17 protein-coding genes are annotated in these 22,279 nt (G+C 73.5%); 5 read left to right on the forward strand and 12 right to left on the reverse strand.

The genetic code is table 11. From position 1 onward, the window contains the following. Positions 1-2 precede the first annotated feature (2 nt). The 11 genes from ACZ6Q9_RS21475 to ACZ6Q9_RS21525 all read right to left on the reverse strand — a co-directional run bounded on the left by ACZ6Q9_RS21475 (position 3) and on the right by ACZ6Q9_RS21525 (position 15,726). On the reverse strand, positions 3-1,961 hold the full coding sequence (locus ACZ6Q9_RS21475) for a WD40 repeat domain-containing protein (protein WP_393458505.1): 1,959 nt from the start codon (positions 1,959-1,961) through the stop codon (positions 3-5). An 84-nt stretch (positions 1,962-2,045) separates the two neighbouring features. After that, positions 2,046-5,090, reverse strand: a complete 3,045-nt coding sequence (locus tag ACZ6Q9_RS21480) for a DUF6519 domain-containing protein (RefSeq protein WP_396830013.1) — start codon at positions 5,088-5,090, stop codon at positions 2,046-2,048. Positions 5,091-5,095: 5 nt separating this feature from the next. Then, the gene (locus ACZ6Q9_RS21485) at positions 5,096-7,339 is read right to left on the reverse strand and encodes a phage tail protein (protein WP_396830014.1); all 2,244 of its coding nucleotides are present in this window, start codon (positions 7,337-7,339) and stop codon (positions 5,096-5,098) included. Continuing rightward, positions 7,336-9,705: a hypothetical protein gene (locus tag ACZ6Q9_RS21490; protein WP_396830016.1), complete on the reverse strand. Its 2,370-nt coding sequence runs from the start codon at positions 9,703-9,705 to the stop codon at positions 7,336-7,338. Before ACZ6Q9_RS21490 ends, ACZ6Q9_RS21485 begins: the two co-directional genes overlap by 4 nt. A 104-nt stretch (positions 9,706-9,809) precedes the next feature. Beyond that, a complete protein-coding gene (locus ACZ6Q9_RS21495; protein ID WP_396830017.1) occupies positions 9,810-12,401 on the reverse strand; it encodes a hypothetical protein in 2,592 nt (863 codons plus the stop codon). Further along, positions 12,398-12,772, reverse strand: coding sequence for a GPW/gp25 family protein (locus ACZ6Q9_RS21500; protein ID WP_393458491.1), 375 nt, complete (start codon positions 12,770-12,772; stop codon positions 12,398-12,400). The genes ACZ6Q9_RS21495 and ACZ6Q9_RS21500 overlap by 4 nt, the downstream gene beginning before the upstream one ends. Then, complete coding sequence (locus ACZ6Q9_RS21505; protein ID WP_357460549.1) at positions 12,773-13,093, reverse strand: hypothetical protein; 321 nt, start codon at positions 13,091-13,093, stop codon at positions 12,773-12,775. Next, a complete protein-coding gene (locus tag ACZ6Q9_RS21510; protein ID WP_393458488.1) occupies positions 13,090-13,587 on the reverse strand; it encodes a phage baseplate assembly protein V in 498 nt (165 codons plus the stop codon). The genes ACZ6Q9_RS21505 and ACZ6Q9_RS21510 overlap by 4 nt, the downstream gene beginning before the upstream one ends. A gap of 40 nt (positions 13,588-13,627) precedes the next feature. Further along, positions 13,628-14,761, reverse strand: a complete 1,134-nt coding sequence (locus ACZ6Q9_RS21515; protein WP_393458485.1) for a hypothetical protein — start codon at positions 14,759-14,761, stop codon at positions 13,628-13,630. A gap of 1 nt (position 14,762) precedes the next feature. Then, on the reverse strand, positions 14,763-15,029 hold the full coding sequence (locus ACZ6Q9_RS21520) for a LysM peptidoglycan-binding domain-containing protein (protein ID WP_357460541.1): 267 nt from the start codon (positions 15,027-15,029) through the stop codon (positions 14,763-14,765). Between the two features lie 43 nt (positions 15,030-15,072). Continuing rightward, positions 15,073-15,726: a hypothetical protein gene (locus ACZ6Q9_RS21525; protein WP_357460538.1), complete on the reverse strand. Its 654-nt coding sequence runs from the start codon at positions 15,724-15,726 to the stop codon at positions 15,073-15,075. A gap of 206 nt (positions 15,727-15,932) precedes the next feature. On the opposite strand from ACZ6Q9_RS21525, the gene ACZ6Q9_RS21530 reads away from it, so the two are divergent. Next, entirely contained in the window at positions 15,933-16,715 is a 783-nt protein-coding gene (locus ACZ6Q9_RS21530) for an AfsR/SARP family transcriptional regulator (protein WP_396830020.1), read from the forward strand. Between the two features lie 32 nt (positions 16,716-16,747). Here the strand turns inward: ACZ6Q9_RS21530 and ACZ6Q9_RS21535 are convergent, their stop codons facing one another. Further along, positions 16,748-18,007 carry a Gfo/Idh/MocA family protein gene (locus tag ACZ6Q9_RS21535; RefSeq protein WP_396830021.1) on the reverse strand — a complete coding sequence of 420 codons (1,260 nt, stop codon included), beginning with the start codon at positions 18,005-18,007 and terminating at the stop codon, positions 16,748-16,750. A gap of 149 nt (positions 18,008-18,156) precedes the next feature. Between ACZ6Q9_RS21535 and ACZ6Q9_RS21540 the strand changes: the two genes are divergently transcribed. From ACZ6Q9_RS21540 to ACZ6Q9_RS21555, 4 genes are all read left to right on the forward strand, one after another. Beyond that, complete coding sequence (locus ACZ6Q9_RS21540) at positions 18,157-19,398, forward strand: ABC transporter substrate-binding protein (RefSeq protein ID WP_393458472.1); 1,242 nt, start codon at positions 18,157-18,159, stop codon at positions 19,396-19,398. A 62-nt stretch (positions 19,399-19,460) separates the two neighbouring features. After that, the gene (locus tag ACZ6Q9_RS21545; RefSeq protein WP_396830022.1) at positions 19,461-20,366 is read left to right on the forward strand and encodes a carbohydrate ABC transporter permease; all 906 of its coding nucleotides are present in this window, start codon (positions 19,461-19,463) and stop codon (positions 20,364-20,366) included. Next, entirely contained in the window at positions 20,363-21,262 is a 900-nt protein-coding gene (locus tag ACZ6Q9_RS21550; RefSeq protein ID WP_393267134.1) for a carbohydrate ABC transporter permease, read from the forward strand. Before ACZ6Q9_RS21545 ends, ACZ6Q9_RS21550 begins: the two co-directional genes overlap by 4 nt. Continuing rightward, complete coding sequence (locus ACZ6Q9_RS21555; protein WP_393267136.1) at positions 21,259-22,263, forward strand: hydroxyacid dehydrogenase; 1,005 nt, start codon at positions 21,259-21,261, stop codon at positions 22,261-22,263. The genes ACZ6Q9_RS21550 and ACZ6Q9_RS21555 overlap by 4 nt, the downstream gene beginning before the upstream one ends. Positions 22,264-22,279 lie beyond the last annotated feature (16 nt).

Consider the following 22,279-nt stretch of genomic DNA (forward strand, 5'->3'; position numbering starts at 1 on the left):
GGTCAGCCGAACTGGACGGCGTCGAGATCGAAGACCCGGGTGGCCTCACCGGAACCCGTCTGGTTGTTGGCGGTGTACCGGGCCGCGAGATGACGGCCGTCCACACTCCACGACATCGCCAGCGCGGGTGCCGTGCCGAGCCGGAGACGGGGGGCACCCGTCGCGGCCTCGACAACCTGCACCTCCCTGTGCACCACTGCCAGCCACCTGCCGTCGGGGCTGAACACCCCGGGGCCGGACGCCTCCACCCGGTACCGCTCGCTGCCGGTGGCGGCGTCGAACACGATTCCTCCGATCGCGATCAAACGCGAGTCGTGGCTCCACGCGGCGTGGGAGACGGGGTTGCCCTCGATCAGCGTGGTGACCCGGTCCCCGGTGGCGGCGTCGAACAGGTACCCACCGTTGTCGGTGCCCACCAGCATCCGCTCGCCGTCCGGGCTCAGCGCGGACGCCCGGGTGCTGAACACCTCGGCGCTGGACCGGATGTCGCCCGTGCGGCCGTCGTGGATCGACAGGCCGTGCGCCAGCCAACGGTCATCGGCACTCCAGTCGAGACGGCGGTACCAGGGGGCGGCGCTGCTCCAGCGCACCTGCCCGTCCTTGGCGCTGCGGACGCTGATGGACGCGTATTCGTAGCCGCCCGGCGTCCGTATGTACGTCATCAACGCGACCCACTGGCTGCTCGGGCTCCAGGCGTAGGTCACGACGCCGTCGCCGAGATTGGTGAATCGGCAGCGTTCGGACCCGTCATCGACCTTGACGACAACCGTGCCGTCGGTGAGCCACCGCCCGTTGGGGGAGAACGTCCCGCGGGGCAACCGGCACCGGTTGCCGGTGAACGTCTCGTAGACCGCTGCGTCGCTCCACGAACCGGTCGCCACCCACTGCCCGTCCGGGCTGAGGTTGAGCAGTTCCGTTTCGGTGCCGACCTGATGCAGGTCGATGTGGCAGACCTCCCGCACGGTTTCCATGCTGTAGACGCACACCTGTCCACCGTCACCGGCGGCGACGACCCGTGATCCGACCCGGCTGAACACCACCTCCCGTACCGGCTTGTGCTGCTCGAGTTCGCAGCGTTCGGTCCCGGTCGCGGGGTCGAACATCACCGCCCGGTCGGCGCCCGTGGCCACCCACTTGCCGTCTCTGCTCCAAGCCACGGCGAAGGCCGGTCCGCCGTGGGTGTATCCGAACAGACCGGCGCCGGTGGCCGTCTGGAACACCTGGGTGATGCCGTCCTCGCCGGCGGTGGCCACCCACTGTCCGTCAGGGCTGAAGGCGACGGCGTTGACGGGGCTTGCGTGGGTGGCGCGGCTGACCTCGCGGCCGTCCGCCATGTCGAAGACCCTGGCTGTCGCGTCATCACTGCCGGTCGCCAGCCACCTGCCGTCCTCGCTCCAGAGGACCATGTTCACCGCGTCGTCAAGCGTCAGGCGGTGCCGCTCGGCTCCGGTCGACGCGTCGTGCACCCGCACCGTGCCGTCGTCGCCCGCGGTGGCGATCCACCGATCGTCGAGACTGAGGGCGACGTCGGCGACCGGGCCGTTGTGCGTGACCCGGAAGCGCTCGGCACCCGTCGCCACCTCGAAGACCCGGGCGGTCTCGTCTTCGCTGGCGGTGGCCATCCACCGGCCGTCGCGGCTGACGACGACGGCATTCACCGCCTTCTCGTGCCTGACCTGGCCGCGCCGGTCACCCGACGCCGCATCGAACACCTCTGCCGCACCGCGGCCGGCAACGGCGACGAATCTGCCGTCACCGCTCACCGCCACGTCGTTCACCGCGGCGATCGCTGTTCCCGCGCGGTCGAGACGTGTGAGTGTCCGTCCCGTCCCGGCGTCGACGATGTCCGTGAACCCACCCTCGTGCGCCGCGACGAACCAACGCCCGTCCGGGCTGCACGCCACGGCACGCACCGGGAACCCCGTTTCGTGTACCGCCACCGTCTTGGCAAACCATCTCATCGAACAAACTCCTGATCTCTGCTGCCGGGCAGTCGTCGTCTGCTCACACGTCTCGCCAGGCCACTGCGGACACGACTCGACGGGTCACTTCGTCACCATGAACCACTGGGAGTGCTGCTGGCCGTTGTTGACGTGTCGAACCGGGTTGCCCCCGCTGGTGATCGCCCAGCCCTCGACGACCAGCCTTCCGGGGAGCTTGGGGGGACCGGAGGCCGAGCTCAGCTTGCTGGGCAGCTCATTCGTCAGCCATGTGCGCAGCTGGGTGTCGGGGGACCACTGGATCACCCTGGCGCCGGCGGTGGTGATGGTCGCCGCCGTGGTGATTTCGAGGGGCCGCCAGAACCGCAGGTTGGTCACGGTGATCCACGGATGCTGCTCGCCCGTGACGGGGAACGGCAGGTCGAAGTAGATGTGGACGACGGGGTTCCCAGTGACGGTGGCCGTGTCGATGTCGGCGTCGAGTGCGATGTGGATGCCTTTGGCGAACTTGGCGGCCGGCACGTCCTGCCCGTTCTGAAGTTTCTCGGATGTCCCGATGAACGACACGCTGGTGATGGCGATACCGGGCAGGGTCTTCTGCGCGGTGACGGTGACCGGAGCGCGGGTGTCGCCGGGCATGGCCAGGCTCAGGGTGTCGGTGGCCTTGGCGGGGTCGGGTTGCCACCAGAATTCGGCTGCGCCCTTGTCGGTGGTGGTGGCGGTGTCGGTGGCGCCGGGGAGGGTGGCGGGTGGGGTGTCGCCGGTTTTGCGGGCGACGAGGGCGCCGCCGGTGGCGGTGGCGGTGACCTGTTGGTTGGCGACGGGTCCGCAGGGGCTGTCGACGATGACGCGGACGGGTTGGGGGAGGACCTTGTCGTCGGAGCGGAGGTGTTGGCCGTCGCCGCCGAGCAGGCGTAGCTCCTTCCGCTGGGACAGGCGGTTCAGTGCCTCCTTGACGGTGGTGACGCCGTCGAGGGGCGGGCACTGCGCCGGCGACGTCCAGGTGATCGATCCCGCGTCGGTCGCAGCGGGCGGCGGGGTGGGCAGGCGTTGCGCGGTGACGGTGACCGGGGCGCGGGTGTCGCCGGGCATGGCCAGGCTCAGGGTGTCGGTGGCCTTGGCGGGGTCGGGTTGCCACCAGAATTCGGCTGCGCCCTTGTCGGTGGTGGTGGCGGTGTCGGTGGCGCCGGGGAGGGTGGCGGGTGGGGTGTCGCCGGTTTTGCGGGCGACGAGGGCGCCGCCGGTGGCGGTGGCGGTGACCTGTTGGTTGGCGACGGGTCCGCAGGGGCTGTCGACGATGACGCGGACGGGTTGGGGGAGGACCTTGTCGTCGGAGCGGAGGTGTTGGCCGTCGCCGCCGAGCAGGCGTAGCTCCTTCCGCTGGGACAGACGGTCCAGCGCGTCCTTCACGGTGGCGATACCGTCGAGCGTGCCGCAGCTTCCACCTGGTGCCCACCCGACCTCGGACGCCACGCTGAGGCGCCCCGTCGCCACGACGGCGGGCGGGGCCGCGGTGGCGATGTCCGGGTCGAGGGTCGCCGTGAGGGTCTGCGTCGTCGCGCCCTGCCGGTCGAGCTTCCAGGTGACCGCGGCGATCCCGTCCCGGTCGGTGGGCACCGGCCCCGACACCGCCGTGCCGTCGGGGGTGGCGAGGAGCCCGCCGGCCGCCTCGAAGCGCACCCGGGCGCCCTGCACCGGCTGCCCGCTGTTGCGCACCATCACCCGTACCGGTGCGGGAAGCCGCTCACCCGGTCGCGCCTCCTGACCGTCCCCACCCGCCAGGTCGAGGGTGACCACGTCCCGCGCGACCAGGCTGGAGGTGGGCGGGAACAGCCGACGGCAGTCGGCGTCGAGGGTCCACCCGTCGGCGGCCCTGGTGAGGATGGCCAGCGCCACGACGTGGCGGGTCGGGCCGGCCGGCGGGCACGCCTGCGGTGACCCGTCGGCTCCGGTTGGCCAGGTGATGGTGCCGGCGAGGGGGGTCGTCCCGTACACGTGGCGCGCGGTCCGCGCGGGGATCAGCCAGTGGTCACCCGTACGGTAGACGCCGCCGCCGGGGAAACGCACGACGATGCCGCCCTCCAGGTCCAGCGGTCCGGTGTCGACCGGGCGCGCCGGCCCCTCCCACCGGCGGACCAGGGGCGCCCGGCCGAGCGCGGGGAACGACTCGGGTCCGGCGGCGGTGAACCGGACCTGGAGGCGCAACCCCTGCGACGTCGTCACGGTGGCCAGGAATCCCGGGTGGCCGGCGAGTTCCCGCTCGGCGCTGGTGACCTCGACGGTGTCCTCCCGGCGGATCGACAGCTCCTCGTCGCGGCCCTCCCGGTCGACGACGAGTTCCGCCGACGTGCCGTCACCGAGCCAGGTGAGCGCGGTGAGCCCGGCGGCGACGCTGCCGTTCTCCCGGGACCACAGGAACGTCGGCCGGGCCGGCGACCCGTCGTGGATCTGCACCCGGTAGAGCTGGTTGTCCAACCGGCGGTACGTGCCGTCGGGAACGTGCGGATCCGGGTCCTGGTCGGACTGGCTGTTCCGCAGCGCCGCCGACATCGTGCCCCGCGCCTCGGTGAACCGTCCCTGCCGGCGGACGTCGTCGCAGCCCTCGCCGATCCCGATGTCGGCCAGCCGCACCCGCCAGGCGGTCTGGGCGCGGGTGGTGGTGTCCGGGCCGCCCAGCGCCGGTTCACGCAGCGACGGTTCCTCGTCGGCGGTGACGTGGTGGGTCCACGTGTCGAGCAGGGCGGCGTACCGCCCGTTGCCCGTCGGTTCCGGTTGCGCGCCGGCCGGACCCCGGGCGTACGGCTGGTCGTCGAGCGGCCAGCCCTCGGCGGCGGCACGGGCTGACGGCGGTGGAACCGGTGACTCGACCAGTACGCCGTCGACGTAGTACCGGCCGGGGGTGATCCGCAGGTCCGTCCACGGGGTTGCCTTGGGATCGGCGCCGGCCCGGTCGACCACGGCGAACCCGGCCCCGTCGGCCGGGCCGGCGCTGGGACCGACGACGTCGCGGGTGCGGATCTCGTCGTGGTAGGCGGTGATCTCTGCCTGCTCGTTCCAGTCGGCGTCGAGCAGGACGCGCCCCTGCTGCAACAGCACGGAGCGGTAGGCGCGCCGTGGCACGAAGGTCCAGCGGGTGAAATCTCCCTGCATGTGGTTCAGCTCCCGAAGACTCCGAGGTCCAGTCCGGCCGGTGCGTGCGGCGCGAGGTGCCGCCGGGCCGCCGCGCGCCGCAGCGGCCGGCCCAGGTGGTGGTGCACACCCATCTCGGATCCGTCCTCACCACCTTCGGCGAGGGCGGCCGGGCAGTCGCGGGCCAGCGCCAGGTACATGGGCGAACCCGGGTCCAGCGCGGCGTACACCGGCCCGCCGGCAGTGCCGGTGTCATCCGGCGGGTGGCAGCGGAACCGCTGCGGCCCTCGGGAGCCCGGGCCGGCGTAGCAGTAGCGCAGGCAGCCGACCTGCCGGTGCTCGGCCGTGAGGCGCCCGTCGAACAGGCAGTTGCCGGCGTCGACCGACCGTACCGACACCGTGCCGCGGATGGTGCTCCCCTCGGCCGACAGATGCGCACCCTCCGCGGCGAGTGCCACACCCTCCCCGGTGTCAGCCGCGTCCGTGACGCACTCGCTGACCGCCAGCAGCGGCACGACGGGCGCCAGCCGGACCGACCCGACGACGCTGCGGACCAGGCTCACCCGCAGGTCGCGGTGGCCACCGGCCGGGTCGTCGGCCACCGTGAGGCGCCCGGTGAGGGTGCACTGGGAGACGGTCAGCGCGGTGAGCGCGCCGGGTGCGACGGTGACGTCACCCTCGACCAGGAAGCCGTCCAGCACCAGGCTGCTGCCGGCACCGCCGGTCACCCGCAGACCGCCGCGTAGGTGCGGGCGCAGGCCGTCGGGCACGTAGACGCCCGGCGTCGGGTGCGGCACGCCCTCCGACCGTCCGCTGTCCGGCCACGCCGCCGCGACCAGGATCAGCCGGGTGGCCGCCGGGATCCGAACGTCCAGGTCGCCGAGGTAGGAGGCGTTGTCCCCGACCGACACCACGTACGTCGCGCCCACCGCCTGACCGGCGTCGGTGCTCCACGCCTGCTCCGCGCGGGCCAGCGCGTCGGTGACGGAGGGGACGGCCAGCACGGAGGCGGCGGCGTCCGAGCGTACGGTGACCTGGCCGGCGACCTCCCGGCGACCCCGGTACGGATCGGCGGCGAGCACCCGCGCGTGCACGTCGGAGCGTTCGTAGGTGCCCGCCCCGATGTCGGCCAGGCTTCCGTAGTGGTAGCGGACGAAGACCTCGTCCGGCGCCGTCGCCTGGCCGTCCCGGTAGACCCGCAGCCGGCCCTCGACGGCGTCCACACTCACCTGCGTCCCGGCCACCGGGGCCAGTTCCTCCAGCCCGGCGACCCGTAGCCGCTCGGGCGGCAGCGGATCACCCGTGCGCCCGACCCGCACCCCGATCGGCAGGGTCTCCCGGGCGCCGGTCCCGCCGCGGGCCGCGGCCAGCATGGCCAGCAGCCGGCGGGGCCGCAGCGGCACCGGCAGGTGTTCCTCCCGCGTGAGGTGGTCCGTCCCGTCGCCGGCCGGCGCCGCGGCGAACAACGGGGTCCGGCGGCCGAGCGGGTCGATCCGGTATTCGTCCCCGACGAGCCGGGCCTGCGACCAGAGCGACGGGTGGGTGCTCCGGTCGGGGTCGCCGGAGCCGCCGCCCGCCGGCTCGGCGGGACCGACGCCGTAGGTGCGCAGCGGAAAGAGGAACACCCCGACGCGGGCGAGGCCGTGCCGGCCCCGACCGTCGGCGGTGTTGCGCACCTGCGGGGTACGGGGCAGCGGGTCGAGCGCCCCGCCGGTCGGATCGATCAGTTCCGGGGCGGGTGGTGTCCGGTCGCGCCGCAGATCGTGCCGGGCGCCGACGAGGTCCAACCGGGCCGCGTCGCGCAGCGAGGCGACCGCGGGACGTTCCGGCCGGGCGTCGACGAGGTGGGCGGTCGTGGTGAGCAGCCGGAAGTACTCGACGGCGACGGCCGGCCAGCCGGTGGCGTCCCGGGCGACCTGCTCCAGCACCGTGAGGGTGCCCTTGCGTCGGTGCCGGGCGACGGCGTTGGCGACCAGGGCCCTGCGGTTGCCGTCGACGCCGGGACCGGCCGGCAGCGGCTCCGCCAGGCCCACCAGGTCGGCGAGGTGGGGCAACGTCCGGTCGGTGCAGGTCTCCGCGAACCAGTCGTCGTAGAGGTCCGCCAGGTCCCCTTCCAGCACGTCCAGGTCGACGGCGACTGCGGACAGCAGCGCCCGCAGGACGCCTCCCCCCTGCTCGTCCAGGCCGCGCAGGTGTTCGGGGAGCAGGGCCAGCAACCGCTCGGTCGTCCGGTTGGCCTCGCCCGCCAGGGCTCCGATGGGTACGTTCAACGCGACATCGCCTCGATCCGTACCTCCTCTGGGGCCAGGTGCGGCAGCTGCGCCGGCCGGATCCTTCGGCCGTCCCAGTGGGCCGGCAGCGGCACCAGCACGTCGTCAGCGGTGCCGGTCGGGTCCGCCGGGCCGACCGGCACCAGCCGCGGCATCGTGCACGCGACGACGCCGGCGACGGCGCGGACCACCACCAGCACCGCCGACGCCGTGACCGGGGCGTCGAAGTCGGTCTGCGCGGCGCCGAACCGCCGTCGCAGCACCGCGGCCACCTCGTCGCGGACCACGGGCCACCGGTGGCCGGGGTCGGGCTGCACCTCGACGCGCACCCCGAACCGCACCACGTCCGCGCGGAGCAGGACCAGCGGCGGTTCCGGCGGGCGGAGCCCGGCCAGCGCGGCGGCGAGGTCGGCCAGCAGGCCGTCGCCGACGGGGGACGCCCCGACGCCGACCAGCGAGAGGACGATCCGGTCCCGGTGACCGTCCGTCACCAGGTCGGCACGGGCAACGCCGACCCCGGCGAAGCCGCGCGCCAGGTCGGCGTGGTCGGCCACGGACACGGCCCGGTCGAGCACACGGGTCCGCACCGGGAGACTGCGCCGGGTCTCGGCGAGCGACTCCGGTGGCCCCCAGTCATGGGACGGGGCCGGGTTGGTCACCTCGCGGATGCCGGGCGGGCGCCGCAGCAGCAGGCTGACCTGCCCGGCGTCCACCGCGCCGTCGGCTCCCATCCCCACCCGGTACGTCGCGACGAGGTTCTCGACCCCGGTCGGCGGTCGCGCCCCCTTGACCCCGTCGCCGAAGACCACGACGGCCGTGCCGTCGGCGTTCTCCCGCACCAGGTAGACCCGGTCCTGCGGCCCGGCCGCCGCCAGCGACGGCACCTGCGTCCACGTCACACCGTTCACCTCGAGGGTGAACGTGCTGACGGTGCCGTGCGCCGTGGGGGCCCGTACGTGGGTGAGCGGGCCCCGCCGGGTGGCCACCTGGGCGAACGGGCTCTGCCCGTCCCCGCTGCCGAGCACCTGGGTGACGGTCTCGCCGTGGTCGGCGGTGACCACATTGCCCCGGACGCGCACGCTGTCCGGGGCGTACGTGCCAACGAGTTCGCGGTCGAGCACGACGCGTATGTGCCGGCCGTCGGGCCGGACCTCGCAGCCGAGGATCGTGGCGGCCTCGACCCGTTCGGTGCCGGTGGCCGTGTCGAAGCCCCGTAGCTGGACGAGGCGGCCGGCGGGCAGCGGTGGGTCGGTGGGCATGAGGTCCACCACCCGGCCGGCGACCGGAGCCGTCCGGGGCCGCCACCGGGCGGGCAGCTCCACCGGAAGGTAGTGCACCAGGGTCCTGCGCCGGTCGAACGACGGCGGCGGTCGGTGACCGGTGGCGATCCGCACCCGGGTGATCCGACCGCTGATGCCGTACCGGGTGGCGGCGGAGGGGACCACGGAGACCGCGCGGTACACCGCGCGGAGCCCGGGCTGCTCCAGCAGCAGCAGGGAGCTGGGCAGCAGCCGGGGGTGATCGCCGTCGAGTTCGAGCACGTCAGGTTCGTCAGCGAACACCTCGAAGCCGTCCCGCCGGCCGTTGCCGGCCTCCGCCGGCACACCGCCGAGCAGACCCGCGTCCGGCGCGTTCCAGCCGAAGAGCGGGCTGTTCTCGGTGAGGACGTGCACCGTGGCGTCCCCGGCGGGGGCCGGGTCGGCGTCGTCGTCGGGCGGCTCCTCGCGCGGGAGCAGCCCCAGCCGGGTCCAGCCCGGGTGACCGTCGGGGTCGATGGCGACGGCGGTCACCACCCGGACCTCGTGCTGTGGCGGGCCGGCGTCCGCCGCCGGCCGCCCGCTGTCCGTGACCGGTGGCTCGGCGAGGAGCAGCACCGGGTCGCCCGGGCGTGCGCCCGCAGCGGTGCCGGGGATCCACAGCTCGGTCGCCCCGAAGGACGGCTGCTGCTGTTCGGTCGCCACCGCGGGTATCTCGTTCCACCCGGCCCGGGCGTCGATCGTGGCGTCGGTCTCGAAGACCTGCGGCTGCTCGCCCTGGCGGGGCACGGTCTGCACCGGGGTGCCCGGCGGCACCGTGACGACGGGCGGCGCGCCCGGCGCGTCCTCCACCTCGAAGGCCAGCTCGACCTGCGCAGAGACGCCGGGCGCCAGTTCGTGCCCGAAGGCCCGGGCCAGTTCCCGCACCGACTGGGGTTCGGTCGCGGCCCGCAGGAAGCCCTCCCGTGCGATGCGGGCGGTGTAGAAGGCGACAGTGTCCGAGACCACCGCCCAGCTGTCCAGCAACGCGATCAGCGGGTCCTCGGCGGGGCGGCGGGCCAGCGCGCGTACCGGTGCGGGCTGCGACTCGTCCGCCAGCTTGGCGCGCATTCGCGCCAGGGCTGCGGCGTGGCTGGACGAGGGCTGGCGGAGTTCGACCGGGTCGGGCCCTCCGGAGCCTGGCGGGCAGGCGGCCCCGGCCCCGCGTGTTCCGGTCATGAGCCACCCCGCAGCACCACGTCGAGGCAGCCCCCGTCCGGCGCGTCCGGGGTGCTGCCGCAGCGCAGCACCTCCCCGCCGTCGGCGTCGAGGCGGCCCCGGGAGATCGCCGCGAGCATCTCGGCGTCGCCGGCACCGCGCCGGCCGAACCGCTCGACCCGCACCGAGGTGACCGCGGGGACGGACATGGCCGCGGCGACCAGGTCGCTCAGGAACAGGGTCCGCGTCACCGACAGGTTCTCCGGGTGCAGCGGCCCGCGACCGCCGTCGGGAAGCAGCCGGGCGGTCAACATCTCCCGCACCTGCCGTTCGGTCGCCGACCAGGGCTGTCCGGGCGCCAGGCAGCACACCAGACGGATGTCCAGCGGCACCGTCACCACCGGGGCGAGCGCAACGTCCACGCCGGCCATCCGTCTCGTCTCCAGCCTGCGGGCCACCCGGGCGAGGACCGCGCGGTCCGCCGCCGCGGCCGGGACGGGCTGCACGGTGACCTGTTCGACGTACCACGAGCCGACCCATCGCCGACGGGCCACCGCCCGCCGCACCGCGCGGTCCTCGACCGCGCAGGCCGCGTGGTCGGCGGACGTCACGGCGCGGAGCTGCTGGCCGATGGCGTACGGCGCCAGCTCCCGGACCTCCGCCAGGGGTTGCGGGTCGGTGCCGCCGGCGGCCGGCAGGGGATTGGTGACGGCCATCGGCGGCCCCGACCCGGCACCGGGTGCCTGGCGGAGTCTGCGCAGGACGTCGACTCCGACGTTGCCGCGAGTGCCACCACCGAGGCGGTACCGGGCGGCGAAGGCGGTGCCAGGATGGGGGCGCAGCCCGCCGGGACGGCCGCCGAAGCGCAGCCCGGTCCACCCCTCCGGTTCCGGTTCCACCACGAACACCGGGGCGGCCGGGCCGCTGTTGAGCAGGTCGGTGCGCGGCGACCACGCCCGTACGCCGTCGTGCAGGGTCACCTGGGCCACGGCGCGGGTCGGATCGGGTCGCAGCGCGGCCGTGGCGCTCTCCCAGCCGGCGGTCCCGCCGCTGCCGTCGACGGGGACGGGGCCGGTCGGGTCGGCCCAAGCGAGGCCGGTATGCGGTAGCTGCGGCCGGTAGTCGCCGTGTGGCGGCACTCGTGGCGGATCGAGGTCGGCGTGTGTGGTCAGTCCGTGGTCGGCGAGTACGACGTTGGCCAGGGCCACCGCCGTCACCTCCGTCCCGGCCGAGCCGGGCCGGGACACCCGCAGCGGCCCGGGCAGCGCGTCGTCGGTGTGCCAGCGCAGTTCCAGGACGCTCGGGCAGGCCGAGAGGCGATCGGTGTGCGGTACCGGGTCCGCGTTCAGGCGCACCGCGTACCGTCGGGTGGGGTCGGCCGCGGTCAGGCCGGCCAGCGGGTCGGCGGTCAGGCCGGCGGCCGGGTCGGACTCGGCCAGGACGACCACGTCGCCGGCGCGCAGCCCCGGTTCGACGCCGGGTGGCACGCGGACGAAGGCCGAGGTGGCTCCGGCCGGCAGGTGGTGTCCGGGGTCCCCCCAGGCGTGCAGGTCCAGACGGTTGCGGGCCGGCGTGAGGCGGATCGGCGCGCAGGTCTCGAAGACGACCGGTTCGCCGTCGGGCGACTGCTCGGCGGCCGGGTCGACCTCGCTGCCGGCAGCCGCGCTGGCGTCCGTGACGGCGGTGCCGGCCGGCAGCAGGACGGTCGTGCCGGTGGCGAAGGCGAGCCAGGTGCGGGCGGCGCATCCCTCGTGCACGCGGTAGTCGATGAGTCGCGCGTGCCGGCGCACCGAGGTGCGTCGCCGCGCGGTGCCGAGGTACGCCTCGCCGGCGATGGCGTCCTGCCGGTAGGCCAGCCGGTCTCCGAGGTAGGCGAACAGCTCCAGCAGGGTGACCCCGATGTCGGCCGGGGAACGGTCGGCCCAGGCGGGCAGCAGCACCGCCATCCGGTCCAGCAGCCTGGTCCGCAACGCCTGGTAGTCCCGGGCGAGGTAGTCCGGCAGGGGAGATCCGGCGGGTGGTGGCGGGTCGGTGGCGGCGGATGGGCGGCAGTCGACCGTGGCCGGGCCGTCGACGGCGAACCGGAAGGACACCCGCGTGAGCGGTTCGTCGAACTCCGCGGTGGCAGGGCCGAGCAGCCGCAGTACGTACGCCGAGTCGTCACCGCCGGTCGACGTGCGTACGACGAGGACCCTGGGCCGGGACGCCTCCGGTATCGCGGCGGCCACCAGCGCCCGGTCGCCCCGCGTGACGCCGGGGGGCGGGTCGTCCTGTTCCGAGGCGCCGACGACCGCGGTGGCGGGGTAGGCCCACTCGACCCGCACGGGGTCGGCACGCACCCCGCCCGTGATCATCACGTGGGGGTCGCCCGGCCCGGTGCCCAGCCCTTCGGCGACCGGCCCCCGGAGCAGGTGCACCGCGAGGGTCCGGCGCCGGGGGGCGTCGGGAACGTGGTCGCGCGCGTCCGCCCGGTTCGCCAGCACCTCGACGAAGTCGATGCCGTCGAGGGCGGGCGCCTCCCGGCTCTCCACCAGGGCCCGCCGGGCGTCGCGGCCGGCGCGGGCGCCGGGCGGGTCCGTCGCCGCCGACGGCTCGTGCGTGGTGGTCATCCCGCCTCCGAGCGGGTGACGCGGACGATCCGGGGCTCGCCGACGGCGGTCCCGTGGCGCAGCGGGGTGTAGACGATCAGCACCGTCAGGACGGCGTCGACGGTCTCGACCGTGACTTGTTCGACCCGGATGAGGTCGCCGAGCCACCGTTGCAGCGCGGCCTGCACCAGAGCGTGCGTGGTACGCGTCAGTTCGTCGCCGCCGGGGGCGAAGACCAGCCGGTCGACGCCGGCGCCGAAGTCCGGCCGGTTCACCCGTTCCCCGTACCGGGTGAACAGCACCGTCTCGACCAGGCCCCGCAGGTACTCGTCGTCGTCGACGGCGCTGAGCCGGCCGTGCCGGTCGAGGCGCAGGGGGAAACCCAGGTGCACTCAGACCACCCGGACCCGGTTCTGCGCGGCCAGGACCAGCAGCGGCGCGCCGGTGGGGACGCAGGTCGCGGTGCCTCCCTGCACGACCAGTGGCCGGCCGAGGCTGAGTACCCGGGCGCTGCCCGTCGTCCAGACGGCGGTGACGCACGGGCCGCCGGCGCTGGCGGGCAGGGGACAACCAGCGACCGTCCAGGTTCCGGTCAGGGCGTAGGTGACCCGGCCGGAGACGGTGATCCTGGGGTTCGGGGCCGTCGGGCGTGCCTCGCCGCCGTGCGCGCAGCGGACGGTGGCTCCCTGCTGGACGAGGAATCGGAAGGTCATTTCACCTCCAGGGCGCCGTTGTTCACCGAGACCGAGGCCGGGGTCAACTTCACGCTGGCGGCGCCGATCGACAGCTCGATGCCCGCCGCCGTGCAGGAGATCCTCATGGTCGTGGTGGTCACCGGCCGGCCGACCTCGATCGTCAGGCCGCCGAGCCTCGGCACGTCGCTCAGCGTGATCGAGGCCCCCTCGGTCTTCCAGGTCTTGACGAGGGGACTGGCGGGGGCGACCGGCGCTTCCCCCGCCGCCCAGAAGCACCCGGCGAGGATCGGCAGTTCCGGGTCGCCGGCCTCGAACTCGACCCAGACGTGCGCCCCGACCGGCGGCACCGCGAACAGGCCGACGCCTTGGCCGGCGTACGGGACGCAAGGCTCCGCCCAGCTGTGGCGGGTCTCGCCCAGCACCGCCGGCACGCTGACCTGGACACGCCCGCGGCCCAGCGGGTCCTGGTTCGCGGTGACCCGTCCGCGGTACTTGCCGTAGAAAGGGGTCATCGCCGCCCCGCCCACTCGACCCGGCCCGGTGCCCCGGCGGTCACGGGCGCACCGCCGGAGCCAGCGACCCGTAGCCGTCGCGGGCCAGCGTGAACCGTTGTGTGTAGAAGCCTGGCCCCAGCTCGTGGTCGACCCGGCGGACGTACCACAGGCCGTCGTGGGACCAGCCCGCGCCGCGTACCCCCACCACGGCTCGCGGGCGCAGCACGTCGCCGTAGCGCGCCCCGTCCAGCTCGCCCTCGGCGGTGACCGCGTCGACGCCGCGGTCCACCTCCGCTTGGGCGCGGCTCAGGCCGGCGACCGGGCTGACGCCGCTGAGCCGGATCCGTCGCCGCCGGATCGAGCCCTGGTGCGCGGCCCACAAGGGGCGGGCGGCCAGGGGCGGGCGGGTGCTGACAGCGGCGGCCAGTGGCAGTCGCGTTCCGCTGCGGGGTTCCTGGAGGTCGCCGTCCACTGCCACGACCGACAGCGCGTCGGTCCGGAACCGCAGGGACCGTACGTTCGCCTCGGAGCCGGACCCGGCGGTCAGGGCGCGCTGCGGTGCTCCGGGACGTACCGGGCCCCAGTAGAAGGTGCTCGTGCCCGGCACCGGTCCGGGGCGGACGTGCGCGACGTAGCCGTGCTGGCGGGCCAGCGCCGTCAGGTGCGCGAGATCGGTGCCGTGCTGGGTCGGCACCCGCTCGACGGGCAGCGGCGGGTCGGCGGTGCGTGGTGGTACCACGTCGGCGGCGATGCCGTCGACGGCGTAGCGGGCGAGGATCGCGTGCACCTGCTGGTAGTGGTCGAGCCCCGGGTGGTCGGTGTCGACCTCTTCCCGGTCGAGCAGGTAGGAGACGTCCTCGCCGATGACGGTGAGGGTGGTGGTGGCCGTCTCCGCGCCGGGGGTGAAGTCGACGGAGGTGACGATCCCGTCGACCAGCACCCGCGACACGGCCCCGAACGTCACGACCACGCTCACCCGGGCGAACGGCGTGATCGGCGCCCGTTGCAGTACGGGCGTGTCCAGGGCGGCGCCCGGGCCGGACCGTCCGGCGTCGAAGGTGAGCGTGAAGCCGGAGCGGTCGTTCTCGCGTTCGCTGACCACGACCGAACGCAGTCGGGAGGTGAGTTCTGGCGGCAGCGGTACGGGTAGGACCGGCCCGGCGAAGACCCGCAGCAGAGTTGATGCCGGCATGTCACATTCCCGGCATGGGGATGACCAGGAGGCGGCCTTCGGCGCCCGGGGCGACCAGCTCGTCGGGATCGAGCGCGGCGTTGGCGTCGGCGATCTGCCAGAAGGCCAGCGGATCACCGAGGTGACGGTGGCTGAGCAGGTCGAGCCGGTCGCCGGAGACCACCTGGTGCACCGCGACGGCGCGGGCGGGCGGCAGGCCCGGCAGGAGCCGGGTGCGCAGGCACGCCACCGCGCGCCGACCGAGGGCATCGTCCAGCACCGTGGTCACGGTCGTCTCCACGTCGTCGTACCGACCCGTTCCGCCCAGCACGTCAGGCCCCCGGCAGACCACTCGACGCCGCCGCGGCGCCCGTGCGGCCCACGCCCGCCATGAGCTCCTTCGCCACCTGGTGCACGAGGAACAGCGCGTAGCCGGGGTCCGTCACCGGCAGGTCGTGGTACGAGAGCACCCGGGCGGACAGGTCGACGGAGGCTCTCGTGGGGAACAGTTCGGGGTCGAACGCCTGCTCGACGATGCTGATGCCCTCGATCCGCACCGGGAGGGCCCGGCCCGGGCCCCAGACCAGCAGCGTCAGCGGGCCCTGCGCCGGCAGAATCTCGATCGCGCCGGTGAGCAGCAGCGCCGCGTTCTCGATCATCCGGCTGCTGGGGGGATAGAGCAGCAGTTCCAGTGCGGCGAGGTGCGGCATGACGCCCATCGCCGCGGCGACCTCGTCGCCGTTGGCGAGCTGGTCCGCCGCGTCGACCTCCAGGGTCAGCGAGATGGTTTCCACCGGGGCCCCGGAGAGACGGTGCGGGTCGGCCGGGCCGGCGGAGGGCGAGTCGGGGCCGCCGCGCGGGCGGACCGTCCGCGTGACCTGGTCAGGGTTGTACTGGAAGACGATGGGCCGGGTTGCCGGCGCGCCCAGGTCGACCGCGACGACGGCACCGTGCAGGGTGCGCGGACTCCCCGGAAAGCTGGTCATGGGTGCCAGCATGAGCCCCGGTCATCAACCGCTCGTCACGACCGCGTCACACCGGCGGGTGGAGGCTGGGTGCCGCCCGTGGCGGTGGCGCCGCCGTGCGGCCCGGTCGAGGTTCCGGGTAACCGCCGACCGAAAGGGCACTTTTCGGATATAAAGTGCGTTGTCTACGGTTTGCCCGGAAATTACCCGAGTTGAGGAGTTGGCGCATGTCGCGCAGCCTGGTCGATCGCGCCGTCGGCGGGCCGGGCGCACGGCGGAGCGCCGGGGCTGTTCCGCCGTCACCGGCCTCGGTCACCCTGTTCGGCTGCTTCCGCCTGGTCGTCGGGGGCGAGGATGTCGCGCTGCCCCTCGGGGTGCAACGGCTGGTGGCGTTGCTCGCCCTGCGCGGGCGGGCGGGCCGCAGCCGGCTGGCAGGCCAGCTCTGGCCCGACACCGAGGAGGACCGGGCGCTGGCGAGCCTGCGGACCGCCATGTGGCGCGCCAACCGGGCCGTTCCGGGACTCGTGGCGGGCGTCGGGCCGTCCCTGGACCTCGGCCCCGCCCTGACCGTGGACGCCCGTGACCTGGTGCGCGTGGCCCGACGGCTGACCCAGGGGGACCGGCCGGGGCCCGAGGCGATGACCTGCCTGCCGGACAACGACGCGGAACTCCTCCCCGACTGGGACGACGAGTGGCTCGTCGACGAGCGTGAGCGGATGCGGCAGCTGTGCCTGCACGTCCAGGAGGCATTCGCTGACCACCTGGCGGCCGATGGGCACTTCGGTCTGGCGCTGGAGGTGGCGTTCGCCGTGCTCCGCCATGACGCCCTGCGGGAGAGCGCCCACCGGTCGGTGATCCGGATTCATCTGGCCGAGGGCAACGTCAGCGAGGCACGGCGGGCGTACGCCACCTGCCAACGGGTGCTGCGGCAGGAACTGGGCATCCCGCCGAGCCCGGCGACAGCGCGCATGATGGCGCTGCCGCCGGAGCGTGGCGTGCACAGGGCGTAGGGGAGGCGTGGGGGGCGTGTGGCGCCCCCGGGTCAGCCGGCGGGCGCGAGTGTCACCGGGGCGCCGCCGGCGAGCCGGCTGCGTTCGGCGGCGAACGCCATCCGGTGGCTGTCCAGGGACTCCTGCGGCCCCGAGCGCATCCGGGACCGGTCGCCGGTGGCCACCGCCTCGACGAAGGCCGCCATCAGCGCCATGTCGCCGCCGCCGTGGCCGGAGCCGGCGTCCGCCCCGCCGCCCCGGGTGTCGGTGGTGACGGTCTCGCCGGTGACGAAGTCGGTGACGGCGACCTGTTCGCCGTCGCCCTCCAGGTAGCCGTGGGTGCCCATGATCCGGGTGCGCCGGTGCCCGCCGGGGGTGAAGGCGCTCATGGTGAGGGTGGCGGTCGCGCCGCCGGCGAACGAAACGGTCACGCTCTGGTGGTCGGCGACGTCGTTCCCGCCGCCGTAGACGCACCGGCCGTACGGTCCGTCGTGGAGCGCGGCGTCCACTCCCGCCTCGGTCAGGTCGCGGGTCACCACCGCCAGCGGCCACTGGTGCCGGTCGGGGTCGGCGAGACAGGCGCGGTAGAAGCGGGCGGCCGAGTAGGGGCAGGTCGACTCGACCCGGCAGTCGAGGCAGCGGTCGGCGGCGCCGCGCGGCCGGTTGCCGGGGTGGAAGTGGTGCAGTGCGCCGACGCTGCTGACCCGCGTCGGGGTGTCGTCGACGATGTAGCGCAGCCAGTCCAGGTCGTGGCAGCACTTGGCGAGCAGGCTGCTGGAGGAGTCCTCGGCGCGGCGCCAGTTGCCGCGGACGTAGGAGTGCGCGAAGTGCCACCAGCCGACCGGCTCCAGGTGCTCCACGCCGACGATCCGGCCCAGCGCGCCGCTGTCGACGTACCGCTTCACCGCGTCGGTGTAGCGGGTGTAGCGCAGCACGTGGCAGACGGCGAGCAGCACGCCGGTTCGCTCGGCCGCCGCGGCGACGGCCTGGCACTCGGCCTCGCCGGGTGCGATCGGCTTCTCCAGCAGGATGTGGTAGCCGAGGTCGGCGAGGCGGACGGCCGGTTCGGCGTGCTCCCGGTCCGGGGTGGCGAGGACGACGGCGTCGGCCAGTCGGGGTTGCGCGGCGAGGTCCTGCCATGATTCGAACGACGCGGACGCCGCGACGCCGTGGGCGTCGGCGAGCGCGGTGCGGTGGGCGGGCCGCGGGTCGGCGACCGCGACGACGCGGGCCCGCTCGGGGTGGCGCAGTGCGTATCCGGCGTACGTGCTGCCGCGGTTGCCGGCGCCGACGACGGCGAGGGTGACGGTCATCGGAGTCCTTCGCTATTACGGTTCTGGATCGATCTGTCCAGGTATTCACACGAACAGTAACGATGTGACCTCGGTGCATACGGGCTCTAGTATCGGCCCGGACCGTAAGTTAATGTACTGCGAACCTGACTCCCCCGGAAGGATGCGAGATGCGTGTTCGGAAGAGCCTGTCGGCCGTGGCGGTGGCGACCGTCGCCGCGCTCGCGGCTACGGGCTGTGGCGGTTCCGGCTCCGGTGACTCCGGCAAGGCGACCGTGACAATGTGGACATATCCGGCGATCTTCGACGAGGCGAAGCACCGCGCGCACTGGGACGAGACCATCAAGGCGTTCCAGGCGACCAACCCCGACATCAACGTCAAGGTTGAGATCTTCCCCTGGGCCAACCGCGACCAGGCGCTCGCCACCGCGATCGCGGGCAACAAGGGGCCGGACGTCGTCTACCTGATCCCCGACCAGCTGCCCAAGTACGCCCGCAACATCGAGCCCGTCGACAAGTACCTCGACGAGGCGACCAAGAGCGACCTGCACGCGAACGTGGTGCAGTCGGTGACCATCGACGGCAAGATGATGGGCGCCCCGATCCTCACCAGCGCCTCCACCCCGATCTGCAACAAGAAGGTCTTCGCGGCCGTCGGCGAGACGAACTACCCGACGAGCTGGAACGACCTGCTCACCCTGGCTCCGAAGTTCAAGGCCAAGGGCTACGACATCATCTCGTACGCCGGCGACGCCAAGCAGACCCTGAACCAGACCTTCTACCCGCTGCTCTGGCAGGCCGGGGGCGACGTGTTCAGCCCGGACGGCAAGTCGGTCGCCTTCAACAGCGACGCCGGGAAGAAGGCGCTGAACTTCCTCAAGCAGCTCGTCGACGGCGGCTACGTCGACAAGTCCATGATCACCGCCGTTCCGCCGATCGAGCAGACCCGCATCGCGCAGAACAAGGTCGCCTGCAGCTGGTACACGCCGGTCGCCGAGATCGAGAAGTTCTGGGGCAAGGAGAACATCCAGGTCATCCCCCACCTCACCGAGACCAAGCAGATCGGCTACGGGACCGTCGGCTCGCTGTCGATGCTGAAGACCTCCAAGGACAAGGAGGCGGCCGGCAAGTGGCTGGCCTTCGCCACCAACGCCGAGAACACCAAGAAGTACGACATCGGTGCCAGCCTCTTCTCCCCCAGGAAGTCCAGCGGTCCGCTGTATGCCAGCGACCCCGTCCTCGGGGAGCAGGAGAAGCACGTGGCCACGAGCACGGTCGGCCCGCTGCACGAGAAGGCCCGCGACGTCCAGGGCGTCCTCTCCCCGGAGATCCAGGCCGCCCTGCTCGGCAAGAAGTCTGTGGACCAGGCGCTCGAGGACGCGGCGAAGGCCGCCACTCCGCTGCTCGGATAGTGCCGGCGCGGCTCGCGGTGGGCGCACCCGGCCCACCGCGAGCCGCCGAGAAAGGTTGTCAGATGGTTGCACTACCGGGGACCCGCCGCCCGCGCATACGCGTGCGCCGCCCCTCCGCCCGCGAGGCCGGCACGGCGCTGCTGTTCGTCCTGCCGTTTCTGCTGCTCTTCGTCGTCTTCCGGTTCGGGCCGGCGATCGCCGGGGTGGTCCTCGGCTTCACCGACTACACCATCGGCGGCGAGACCAGCTTCACCGGGCTGGAGAACTTCCGCCGGCTCGTCGACGATCCCACGTTCTGGACGGCGCTGCGCGTCACGGTCCTGTTCACCGCGCTGTCCGTACCGCTGTCGATGCTGGCCTCCCTCGGCATGGCGCTGCTGACCCGCCGCGCCTTCCGCGGCGCGAAGCTCTTCCGGTCCATCTTCTTCCTGCCGGTGGTGACCAGCCTGGTCCTCGCCGGCGTGGTCTTCGCCTGGGTCTTCGCCGAGGACGGGCCGTGGTCGCGGGCCATGGGCGTGATCGGCCTGCCGGCCGGCTCCTGGCTCGCCGACAGCGTGCTGGTGGTCCCCGCGCTGGTGCTGGTCTCGGTCTGGTCCCGCTTCGGCTACGGCATGCTGATCCTGCTCGCCCGGATGCAGGACATCCCGGCGGAGCTGGAGGAGGCCGCGCTGACCGACGGCGCGTCGGCGTGGCAGCGCTTCCGGTACGTGACGCTGCCCCAGCTGCGGCCCGCTCTCTTCTTCGTCGCCATCATCGAGACCACCGTCTCGTTCCAGGTCTTCGACCTGATCTACGTGATGACCGGCGGCGGCCCCGTGCGGTCCAGCTACAGCCTGGTCTACCTGCTCTACGACCAGGGCTTCAAGTACTTCGACCTGGGCTACGCCAGCGCCGTCGGGGTCGCGCTGTTCGTGCTGACGATCATCGTGGCGCTGATCCAGCGGCTGACCCTCGGGAGGGAAGAATGACGGACACGATCACGCCCGCAGCCACCGCCGTCCCCACCCCGCCGGCGTCGCCCACGCGCGCCCGGCCGTACCGGCCCGGCCGGCCCGGCAAGGGCTGGGTGGTCGGCCGCACCACGCTGCTGCTGATCGGCGCGGCGGTCACGCTCTTCCCCTTCTACGCGATGGTCGTGCTGTCGTTCAAGCCGACCGGACCGGTCACCTTCCCGGACAGCCTGCTGCCGTGGCCGTTCTCCACCGAGGCGTACGACCAGGTGATCGGCGCCAAGAGCGTGCTGCGCTGGATGTGGAACACCGTCATCTACTCGGTGGTGTCGGTCGTCGGCGTGCTGCTGTTCGCCTCGATGGCCGGCTACGCCTTCGCCAAGAAGCGGTTCCCCGGCAAGGAGACCATGTTCTGGTCGTTCCTGGCGATGCTGATGGTGCCGTACCACGTCACGATGATCCCGACGTTCATCATCATCTCCGAGCTGAACGGCGTGGACACGTACTGGGGCATGATCGTGCCGACCCTGGCCAACGCCCAGGCGGTGTTCCTGATGCGGCAGTTCATCGCCTCGCTGCCCGACTCGCTGTTCGAGGCGGCCCGCCTCGACGGCTGCTCCGAGTGGCGGGTGTACGTCTCGATCGTGCTGCCGCTGATCAAGCCGATCCTCGCCACGCTCGGCGTCTTCGTCTTCCTGTGGCACTGGAACGACTTCCTGTGGCCGCTCATCGTCGGGCAGAGCCTCGACATGCGTACCCTCACCACCGGCATCGCCTCGCTCCAGCAGGAGAACGTGGCGCTGAACATGCTCCTCGCCGGGTCGGTCGTGGCGTTCGTGCCGATCTTCATGGCGTACCTGATCGGACAGCGCTACTTCCAGGAGGGCGTCGCCACGACGGGCATCAAGGGATGAGCGTCATCGCGGTGGCGGCCTCGCCGGAGGTCCGCGAGCTGTTCTTCGACACCGACGCCTGGGCGGCGCTGGCTCGGCTGGGGGAGGTGCGGATGCCGGCCGACGGTGCCGACGTCGGGGACGAGACCGTGCTCGCCCGGCTGCTCACCGACGCCGACGTGGTGGTCACCGGCTGGGGCACCGCGCCGCTGTCGGCGGCGGTGCTCGCCGCCGCGCCCCGGCTGCGGCTGCTCGCGCACACCGGCGCCAGCGTCAAACCGTTCGTCACCCCCGCCAGCTTCGCCCGGGGCGTCCGTGTCACCCAGGCCGGCGAGGCGATGGCGTACGCGGTGGGGGAGCAGGCGTTCGCGCTGACCCTCGCCCTGCTGCACCAGCTGCACCGCTTCGACCACGCGCTGCGGACCGGGGTCGACTGGGCGACCGCGAAGGCGGCGCCGCCCCGGCGGGAGCTGCGCGGGGCGGCGGTCGGGGTCGTCGGGGCTTCCCGCACCGGTCGGGCGTACCTCGGCCTGGTGCGGGCGCTCGGGGCGCGGGTGCTGGTGGCCGACCCGTACCTGTCCGACGGCGAGGCCGCGACGCTCGGGGTCGAGCGGGTCGCGCTCGACGACCTGCTCGCCCGCAGCCTCGTGGTGTCCCTGCACGCGCCGGTGCTGCCGGAGACCGTCGGGATGATCGGCGCGCGCGAGCTGGCCCTGATGCCCGACGGCGCGCTGCTGGTCAACACCGCCCGCTCGGCGCTGGTCGACGAGGCCGCGCTGCTGGCCGCGCTGCGCTCCGGGCGGATCGATGCCGCGCTGGACGTGTTCGACGCCGAGCCGCTGCCGGTGGACCATCCGTTCCGGCGGCTGCCGAACGTGCTGCTGACCCCGCACGAGGCGGCCGGGACGGTCGGGTCGCGGCGGCGGGCCGCCGACATCGTCGTGGACGAGATCGACCGGTTCCTACGCGGGGGGCAGCTGCGCCACGAGGTGCGACCGGAGCACCTCGATCGCACGGGCTGAGCGCGGCTGACCTGCT

It is taken from the genome of Micromonospora sp. NPDC049139, from assembly GCF_055586845.1.

Bases quoted from the DNA above. Each gene is read 5' to 3' on its own strand.
- ACZ6Q9_RS21475 (WP_393458505.1), bottom strand. From the start codon at position 1,961: ATGAGATGGTTTGCCAAGACGGTGGCGGTACACGAAACGGGGTTCCCG.
- ACZ6Q9_RS21480 (WP_396830013.1), bottom strand. From the start codon at position 5,090: ATGCAGGGAGATTTCACCCGCTGGACCTTCGTGCCACGGCGCGCCTAC.
- ACZ6Q9_RS21490 (WP_396830016.1), bottom strand. From the start codon at position 9,705: ATGCGCGCCAAGCTGGCGGACGAGTCGCAGCCCGCACCGGTACGCGCG.
- ACZ6Q9_RS21495 (WP_396830017.1), bottom strand. From the start codon at position 12,401: ATGACCACCACGCACGAGCCGTCGGCGGCGACGGACCCGCCCGGCGCC.
- ACZ6Q9_RS21505 (WP_357460549.1), bottom strand. From the start codon at position 13,093: ATGACCTTCCGATTCCTCGTCCAGCAGGGAGCCACCGTCCGCTGCGCG.
- ACZ6Q9_RS21510 (WP_393458488.1), bottom strand. From the start codon at position 13,587: ATGACCCCTTTCTACGGCAAGTACCGCGGACGGGTCACCGCGAACCAG.
- ACZ6Q9_RS21515 (WP_393458485.1), bottom strand. From the start codon at position 14,761: ATGCCGGCATCAACTCTGCTGCGGGTCTTCGCCGGGCCGGTCCTACCC.
- ACZ6Q9_RS21525 (WP_357460538.1), bottom strand. From the start codon at position 15,726: ATGACCAGCTTTCCGGGGAGTCCGCGCACCCTGCACGGTGCCGTCGTC.
- ACZ6Q9_RS21530 (WP_396830020.1), top strand. From the start codon at position 15,933: ATGTCGCGCAGCCTGGTCGATCGCGCCGTCGGCGGGCCGGGCGCACGG.
- ACZ6Q9_RS21535 (WP_396830021.1), bottom strand. From the start codon at position 18,007: ATGACCGTCACCCTCGCCGTCGTCGGCGCCGGCAACCGCGGCAGCACG.
- ACZ6Q9_RS21540 (WP_393458472.1), top strand. From the start codon at position 18,157: ATGCGTGTTCGGAAGAGCCTGTCGGCCGTGGCGGTGGCGACCGTCGCC.
- ACZ6Q9_RS21545 (WP_396830022.1), top strand. From the start codon at position 19,461: ATGGTTGCACTACCGGGGACCCGCCGCCCGCGCATACGCGTGCGCCGC.
- ACZ6Q9_RS21550 (WP_393267134.1), top strand. From the start codon at position 20,363: ATGACGGACACGATCACGCCCGCAGCCACCGCCGTCCCCACCCCGCCG.
- ACZ6Q9_RS21555 (WP_393267136.1), top strand. From the start codon at position 21,259: ATGAGCGTCATCGCGGTGGCGGCCTCGCCGGAGGTCCGCGAGCTGTTC.